The 7720-nt window shown below is 74.7% G+C and carries 7 protein-coding genes and 2 riboswitches; of the genes, 2 read left to right on the top strand and 5 right to left on the bottom strand.

What is annotated here, in order from left to right; all coding sequences use genetic code 11:
- The 4 genes from E1264_RS37235 to E1264_RS37220 form a co-directional block, all read right to left on the bottom strand.
- The coding region (locus tag E1264_RS37235) for a cobyrinate a,c-diamide synthase (RefSeq protein WP_132181354.1) at positions 1-1137 on the bottom strand (1137 nt) is incomplete at its 3' end.
- A gap of 20 nt (positions 1138-1157) precedes the next feature.
- The gene (gene cobO / locus E1264_RS37230; protein ID WP_132181350.1) at positions 1158-1760 is read right to left on the bottom strand and encodes a cob(I)yrinic acid a,c-diamide adenosyltransferase; all 603 of its coding nucleotides are present in this window, start codon (positions 1758-1760) and stop codon (positions 1158-1160) included.
- Position 1761: 1 nt separating this feature from the next.
- Complete coding sequence (locus tag E1264_RS37225; protein ID WP_207936747.1) at positions 1762-3747, bottom strand: VWA domain-containing protein; 1986 nt, start codon at positions 3745-3747, stop codon at positions 1762-1764.
- A 148-nt stretch (positions 3748-3895) separates the two neighbouring features.
- Positions 3896-3965, bottom strand: a riboswitch (cobalamin riboswitch).
- Positions 3966-4036: 71 nt separating this feature from the next.
- Entirely contained in the window at positions 4037-4645 is a 609-nt protein-coding gene (locus E1264_RS37220; RefSeq protein WP_243711410.1) for a histidine phosphatase family protein, read from the bottom strand.
- Between the two features lie 25 nt (positions 4646-4670).
- Positions 4671-4825: riboswitch (cobalamin riboswitch) on the top strand.
- A 30-nt stretch (positions 4826-4855) separates the two neighbouring features.
- Between E1264_RS37220 and E1264_RS37215 the strand changes: the two genes are divergently transcribed.
- Complete coding sequence (locus E1264_RS37215; RefSeq protein WP_132181346.1) at positions 4856-5077, top strand: CbtB domain-containing protein; 222 nt, start codon at positions 4856-4858, stop codon at positions 5075-5077.
- A gap of 37 nt (positions 5078-5114) precedes the next feature.
- On the top strand, positions 5115-5960 hold the full coding sequence (locus E1264_RS37210; protein ID WP_132181344.1) for a CbtA family protein: 846 nt from the start codon (positions 5115-5117) through the stop codon (positions 5958-5960).
- A gap of 54 nt (positions 5961-6014) precedes the next feature.
- On the opposite strand, the gene E1264_RS37205 is transcribed toward E1264_RS37210, so the two are convergent.
- The coding region (locus E1264_RS37205; protein WP_132181342.1) for a family 20 glycosylhydrolase at positions 6015-7720 on the bottom strand (1706 nt) is incomplete at its 5' end.

Here is a 7720-nt window from a genome sequence, read left to right as displayed (position 1 = left end):
GCCGTGGAACCGTTCACCGGGACGGGTCAGCGGCGATTCCGCCACCGCCACCGCGTCCCGGTACCCGAGCGTCAGCCGTGGCGTCATCCGCGCCCGCCCCGGCACCCGCCCGCACATGGCCCGCCCGTCGAGGTCCTCGGACAGGTAGAGCAGGCCCGCGCATTCCGCCGCGATCGGGCTGGGGAACGCGGCGACGGCCGCGCGCATCGGCGCGTTGGCGGCCAGTTCGGCGGCGTGCGTCTCCGGGAAGCCGCCGCCGATGACCAGGGCCGCGGCGCCGTCCGGGAGCGCCTCGTCGCGCAGCGGGTCGAAGACCGCGACGTCGGCGCCCGCCGCGCGCAGCAGCTCGGCGTGCTCGGCGTAGGAGAAGGTGAACGCCCGGCCGCCCGCCACGGCGACCACCGGACGGCCCGGCACCGCCTGCACCTGCCCGGAGGGATCCCAGGCTGGGCCCGTCAGCGGGGGAGCGGTGGCGGCGAGCCGCAGCAGCGCGTCCAGGTCGCAGGAGCGGGCGATCAGGTCGCCGAGCCGCTCCACCGCGCGCACGGCCTCCGCCCCGCGCTCGGCCGCCGGGATCAGGCCGAGGTGCCGGGACGGCGTCGCGACCGCGTCGTCGCGGCGGACCGCGCCGAGCACCGGCACGCCCGCCGCCTCCAGCGCGCCGCGGCACAGCTCCTCGTGCCGGTCCGACCCGACCCGGTTGAGGACGACCCCGCCGACCCGGACGCCCGGCTCGAACGACGCGAAGCCGTGCACGAGCGCCGCCACAGAACGGCTCTGCCGCGCCGCGTCCACCACGAGCACCACGGGCGCGGCGAGCAGCCGCGCGACATGGGCCGTGGACGCGAACCCGGTGTCGCCCCGCCCGTCGAACAGGCCCATCACGCCCTCGACCACGGCGACGTCGCACCCGGCGGCGCCGTGCAGGAACAGCGGCGCGATCCGCTCCTCGCCGACGAGCCAGGGGTCGAGGTTGCGGCCGGGCCGCCCTGCGGCGAGCGCGTGGTAGCCGGGGTCGATGTAGTCGGGCCCGACCTTGTGCGGCGACACCCTCGCGCCGCGCGCCCGCAGCGCCGCGATCAGCCCGGTCGCGACCGTCGTCTTCCCGCTCCCGGACGCCGGCGCCGCGACCACCAGCCGCGGAACGCGCCGGGCGGTCACCACTCGATGCCCCGCTGCCCCTTCTGCCCGGAGTCCATCGGATGCCGGACCTTGCCCATCTCCGTGACGAGGTCGGCGGCCTCGATGAGCCGCTCGGGCGCGTCACGCCCGGTGATGACGACGTGCTGGGCGCCGGGGCGGGCGGTGAGCGTCTCCACCACGTCGCCGAGGTCGAGCCAGCCCCACTTGAGGGGGTAGGTGAACTCGTCCAGGACGTAGAAGCGGTACGCCTCGGCGGCCAGGTCGCGCTTGATCTGCGCCCAGCCCTCCCGCGCGTTCGCGGCGTGGTCGTCCTCGGCGCCGGGCCGCCGGATCCACGACCAGCCCTCGCCCATCTTGTGCCAGGCCACCGGCCCGCCCTCGCCGCTGTCGCCCAGGACCCGCAGCGCGCGCTCCTCGCCGATGCGCCACTTCGCCGACTTCACGAACTGGAACACCGCGACCGGCCAGCCCTGGTTCCAGGCCCGCAGCGCCATCCCGAACGCCGCCGTCGACTTCCCCTTCCCCGGGCCGGTGTGGACGATCAGCAGCGGCCGGTTGCGGCGCTGCCGCGTGGTCAGGCCGTCGTCGGGGACGGACACGGGCTTTCCTTGGGGCATCTCAGGCCGCCTTCCGCCGATCTCGTTTCCGCTGGTCACGAACGATCCCGTCGAGGTCGCGCAGCGGGACGAGCCGCGCCCCGAGCCCGGCCGCGAGCCGTCCCGCGAGGCCGAGCCGGACGGGGCCGTCCTCGCAGTCGACGACGATCCCGGCCGTCCCCGCGAGCAGTCCCGCGGCCCGCGCCACGTCGCCGCCCGCCGTCGCGCGGCCGTCGGTCACCACCACGAGCAGCGGCCGCCGCGCCGGATCGCGCAGCCGCTCGGTGCGCAGCACCTCCGCCGCCCGGACCAGCCCCGCGGCGAGCGGCGTGCGCCCGCCGGTGGGCAGCGCCCGCAGCCGCGCCGCGCCCGCCTCCACCGACGACGTCGGCGGCAGGACGAGCTCGGCCGTCCGCCCCCGGAACGTGATCAGCCCGACCTTGTCGCGGCGCTGGTAGGCGTCGAGCAGCAGGCTCAGCACCGCCGTCTTCACCGTCGTCATGCGGCGGCGGGCGGCCATCGAGCCGCTGGCGTCCACGACGAACAGGACGAGGTTGCCCTCGCGTCCCTCGCGCACGGCCTCGCGCAGATCGTCCGCGCGCAGCACGAGCCCGGCGCCGGACCGCCCGCGCGCCCGCTGGTGCGGGGCCGCGGCCAGCAGCGTCGCCGGCACGTGCGGGTCGTGGATCCTCCCGGCCGGGCGGCGTGCCCCGGTGACCCGCCCGCGCTCCGTCCGCGACCGTGACCGGCGTCCGGCCGCGCCGTCGCCGACCCCGGGGACCTCCAGCAGCGGGACCGCGTGGGGGGAGCCGTGGCCCGCGACCTGCTCGCCGCCCGCGCCTCCCGGCCGCTCGTTCTGCTCCGGCTCCGGCTCCGGTCCCGGTTCCTGGGCGGGGGGCTCGGCAGGGCCTCCCGGGCCGTCATCGTCGGGCGGCGGGCCTTCGCCTCCGCCGTCTCCGTCCGGCGGCGGGTCGTCGTCGGGGGAGGTGTTCCCGAGCAGGTCGTCCAGCAGCGACTCGTCCAGGCCGGGCGCGTCGAACGGGTCGCGGCGGCGGCGATGCGGCAGCGCCAGCCGGGCGGCCGCGCGGACGTCGTCCGCCGTCACCTCGTCCCGGCCGTGCCAGGCCGCGTGCGCGAGCGCCGCGTTCGCGGTGACGAGATCGGCGCGCAGCCCGTCCACCTCGAACCCGGCGCACACCGTCGCGATCTGCTCCAGCCGCTCGTCCGGCAGCCGGACGCCCGCCAGCCGCTCCCGCGCGGCGGCGATGCGCTCCGCCAGGCCGGCCTCGGCGTCCGCCCACCGCGCGGCGAACCCCGCCGGGTCGGCCTCGAACGCCAGCCGCCGCCGGACGACCTCGGCGCGCTCCTTCGGCACCCGCGACGCCCGCACCTCGACGGTCAGCCCGAACCGGTCGAGGAGCTGCGGGCGCAGCTCGCCCTCCTCCGGGTTCATCGTCCCGACGAGGAGGAACCGCGCCGCGTGCCGGACCGACACCGACTCCCGCTCGACGTAGCAGGTGCCCAGGGCCGCCGCGTCGAGCAGCAGGTCCACGAGGTGGTCGTGGAGCAGGTTCACCTCGTCCACGTACAGGACGCCGCGGTGCGCCGCCGCGAGCAGACCCGGCTCGAACGCCTTGACGCCCTCGGTCAGCGCCCGCTCCACGTCCAGCGACCCGGCGACCCGGTCCTCCGACGCGCCGACCGGCAGCTCCACCAGCGCGGACGGCCGCCGCAGCGACGGCGCCCCGGGTTCGTGCGGGCCGTCCGGGCAGGACGGGTCGGGCGCGGCCGGGTCGCAGGCGAACCGGCAGCCCGCCACCGTGTCCACGGCGGGGAGCTGCGCGGCGAGCGCGCGGACGACCGTCGACTTGGCGGTGCCCTTCTCCCCGCGCACCAGCACGCCGCCGACTCGCGGGGAGACGGCGTTGAGCAGCAGCGCCAGCTTCAGGTCGTCGAGGCCGACGACGGCGGTGAACGGGTAGGCGGCGTTCAGGCGGCCGTCGTCCATCAGGACGGGGAGGCGGGACCGCGGCGCGGAGACCGCGAGCGGCCTCCGCCCGGACCGGCCAGCGGAGAACGATCTTGAGCCGGCGGCGGACTCACGGTACCTCCCAGGGGATCGTGCGCGTCCCGAACATGAGGTCGCGGCGGTCCGAGTGACCTGGCTCCCGGGCCCTGGGGCCCGGATACAGTGGCGCGTCCGCACCGGCTTCTCACCGGATTTCCCTCGGACAACCGCGGAACACCGGGACGTTACGGGCTCCGCCCGCCCCTGTCAAGATCACACGATGCCCAGGTCACGCGCCCGGGGGACGCCGGCCGGTGTCCTGGTCGACCGGGCCGAGGATATGCCCGGACTCGCGCAGCCGCCACCGGCCGTCGTGCCGCGACAGGTGGGTCTGCGACAGCGGCGGGACGTCCAGGCGCCAGAAGGCGGCGGGCGGAGCGTCCAGGACGAGCAGGACCGCCGCCCGGACCAGCGCGGGATGGGTGACGGCGGCCACGCGGGACGCGGTGCCCGGGAGCCGGTCGAGCCACAGCGTCATCCGCGCGACCACGTCGAGGATCGATTCCCCACCGTGCGGCGCCTCCCCGGGGTCGGACGTCCACGCGGAGAGGCCCGCCGGGTTCTCGGCCCCGATGTCGGCCGGCCGGCGGCCCCGCCAGTCGCCGGCGTCCAGGTCGGCGAGGAGCGGATCGGGTTCGGCGTCCAGCCCCAGCGCCTCGGCCGTCTGGCGGCAGCGCCGCTCGGGACCGTGCCACGCCGCGCGCACCCGGCCGAGCGCGCCGCGGCACGCGGCCGCCGCCGCGAGCCCGCGCTCATCGAGCGGCTCGTCGCCGGGAAAGCGCGCCTCGCGCGTCGCCGCCGTGGACGCATGGCTGATCAGCACGACTCGGACGGTCACGCGTTCGGCCCTCCACCCACCGCATGGCGTCCGCCCCATTGACGGTTCGCCCGCCGAAGCATACGGTCACGGCGGAAGGCGGTAGGGGAAGCCGGTGGGAGTCCGGCACGGTCGCGCCACTGTGATCCGGCCCGCGTCGGGCAGGGAAGTCAGACCTCCACCGTCACCGGTCCATCGAGAGCGGGACGCGAGATCCCTAGGAGGCCACTGATGAGCACGTCGACCGTCCACGGCGCCGGTACCGGCGCCACGCCCGTCGTCCTCGACGGCACCCGCGCGGCCCTGTGGCTGTTCGGCGCCGTCCTGTTCGGCGTGGTGCTGTACTACTTCGTCGGCATCGACCAGGGCGCCACCTCCGTGTTCGGCGACAACATGTACATCCACGAGTTCGTCCACGACGCGCGGCATTTCCTGGGATTCCCCTGCCACTGACCCATCGGCTCGGGAACGCATCCCAAGGAGTGACGCCGTGGAACGGCAATTCATCGTGCGTGGCATGCTCGCGGGTGCGTTCGGCGGCCTGCTGGCCTTCGTGTTCGCCAGGATCTTCGCCGAACCCCGCATGCAGGACGCCATCGACTACGAGGCCGGCCGCGACGAGGCGCAGGCCCTTCTGGACAGGGCCGCGGGACTCCCAGCCGTCCATGAGCACGCCGACCCGTTCAGCCGCGCGGTCCAGAGCAACGCCGGTCTCGGCGTCGGGATCATCGCTTTCGGCATCGCGGTCGGCGCCCTGTACGGCGTGGCCTACGCCCTGGCCTGCGGACGCACCGGCGCCGTGCGGCCCCGTCCGCTCGCCCTCATGGTCGCCGCCGGCGGCTTCCTGGCCGTCTACCTCATCCCGTTCGTCAAGTACCCGGCCAACCCGCCCGCCGTCGGCAACCACGAGACCATCCGCGAACGCGGCGGCCTCTACCTCCTGATGGTCGCCGTCTCGATCGTCGTCCTGGTGGCGGGGGCATGGTTCGGGCAACGCCTCAAGCCGCGCTTCGGCACGTGGAACGCCTCGCTGCTCGCCGCGCTGGCGTGCGCGGCCGTGCTCGGCCTGGTCATGCTGCTGCTGCCGTCCCTGGGCGAACTCTCGGCGAACGCGCGGCACGGCACCGAGACACCACAGCCCCTCACGAATCCCCAGGGGCAGATCGTCTACCCGGGTTTCCCCGCCGACACCCTGTTCGAGTTCCGCCTCTACTCGGTCGCCGCCCAGGCGCTCCTGTGGACCGCCATCGGCCTCACCTTCGCGCCCCTCGCCGAGCGCCTACTCAACCCCCGGGCCGCCCGGCCGAAACTCCCTGCCGAACCGACCACGGCCTGACAGGGCACCGGCCGCCCGGGTCACCTTCCGCCCGGACGGCCGGTTCCCAGGCCGTCAGCATGGCCCGTCGTCGGTCCAGACGTCCTGGGAGTTGTCGCCGGGCACGTCGCCCCGGGTCCACCATCTGGCGGTCCAGGTGTGGCCGTTGTACGAGACCTGCTGGCCACCGGTGTAGGCCACCGAGGACTCCCACGCGGGTGCGGAGCACGTCCCTGGCGGGCCCGGGTCGCCGGTCTTCCACGGCACCTGGCTCGACCGGTAGAAGTCGATGCCCATGACCTGCCACCGCGGTCCCTGCGCGCCCAGCCGCTGCCGGAAGGCGCTCCAGTTGTGGGTGGACTGCGGCGACCAGCCGAGCTCGGCGATGGCCGGCAGCCGGGGGAAGGCCATGAACTCGATGTCGTCGATGGTCTGCAGGGTCTCCGACCACAGCGGCGCCTCGACACCGAACACCTGCGACTCGGCCACGCCGGTCAGGTGCGCTCCCGGGTTCCACTCGTAGGCGGTCTGCACCTCGATGAAGCCCGCCCAGCTCAGCCCGAGACGCGTGCTGGAGTTGTACTTCATGTCGAGGTAGGCCTTGTTGGCGGGGGACATGAGGATCTTGTTGCCGCGGCGCGCGGCCGCCTGGACCCCCGCGTGCGACGTCGCCGTCTGCCAGTACTGCGGTACGGCCGAGGTGGGCGGGGTGGCGTCGACGATGTCGTGCCAGCCCATCGCGGTCTTTCCCTGCTGCTGGACGAGCGGCAGCACCTTGTTGAGGAACGTGATGTAGTCCTGCTGGGACGTGGAGTTGGCCTCGTCGCCGCCGATGTGGAGGTAGGGGCCGGGGGTGAGCGCCGCGACCTCGCGGATGACGTCGGCGACGAAGCGGTAGGTGACGTCCTTGCCGATGCAGAGCGAGCTGTAGCCGACCTCGATGTCGGTGCGGCGCGGCGGCGCGACGCCGTTGCAGTTGAGCTCCGCGTACGAGGCCAGCGCCGCGTTGGTGTGGCCGGGCATGTCGATCTCGGGGACGACGGTGATGTGGCGGCTCTGCGCGTACGCGACGATGTCCCGGTACTGGTCCTGGGTGTAGTACCCGCCCGGGGTGCCGCCGACTTCGAGCTCGCCGCCGTACGTCGCCAGCCGGGGCCAGCTGTTGATCTGTATCCGCCAGCCCTGGTCGTCGGTCAGATGCAGATGCAGATGGTTGATCTTGTACAGGGCGATCTCATCCACGTACCGCTTGACCTCGTCGACGGTGAAGAAATGGCGGGCGACATCGAGGTGGGCGCCGCGGTAGGCGTACCGCGGATGGTCGACGATGCGGCCGCCGGGGACCACCCACGGACCCGGTTGCGTGCTGGTGCTCTCGACCGCCGCCGGGAGAAGCTGCCGCAGCGTCTGCACACCCGCGAACAGGCCGGCGGGCTGGTTCGCCCGGATCACCACCGCGGACGCCGAGACGTCCAGCTGGTAGCCCTGCGTGCCCACGGTCGGGTCGGCGCCGGTGAGCAGCAGCGATATGCCGTCGGCGGGCGTGCCGGGCGCGCTCTTGACCGGCAGCGGGTAGCCGGTCGACCGGCGCAGGAGAGCGGCGAGGTAGTCGCCCACCTGGGCCGAACCGGACTGGGTGTAGATCGCCGTGTCGCTCGTGATCGTGTGGTCGGCGCCCGTGGCCGGCTCGGTCTTGACCGGCACCGGCACCACGTCCTGCATGCTCGCGACCCGGGCGGCGGACGCCGGTTGCCCGCCCGCCCGCACCGCCGGCCCCGCAC

The organism is Actinomadura sp. KC216 (assembly GCF_004348535.1).
Taxonomy (GTDB): Bacteria; Actinomycetota; Actinomycetes; order Streptosporangiales; family Streptosporangiaceae; genus Spirillospora.
The sequence above is the reverse complement of the archived record's forward strand: the minus strand, read 5'-3'. Positions and strand labels throughout refer to the sequence as shown.

What these genes read in the sequence shown, in the direction of transcription:
- cobO (WP_132181350.1), bottom strand. Translation starts at nt 1,760, where the DNA reads ATGCCCCAAGGAAAGCCCGTGTCCGTCCCCGACGACGGCCTGACCACG.
- E1264_RS37225 (WP_207936747.1), bottom strand. Translation starts at nt 3,747, where the DNA reads ATGGACGACGGCCGCCTGAACGCCGCCTACCCGTTCACCGCCGTCGTC.
- E1264_RS37215 (WP_132181346.1), top strand. Translation starts at nt 4,856, where the DNA reads ATGAGCACGTCGACCGTCCACGGCGCCGGTACCGGCGCCACGCCCGTC.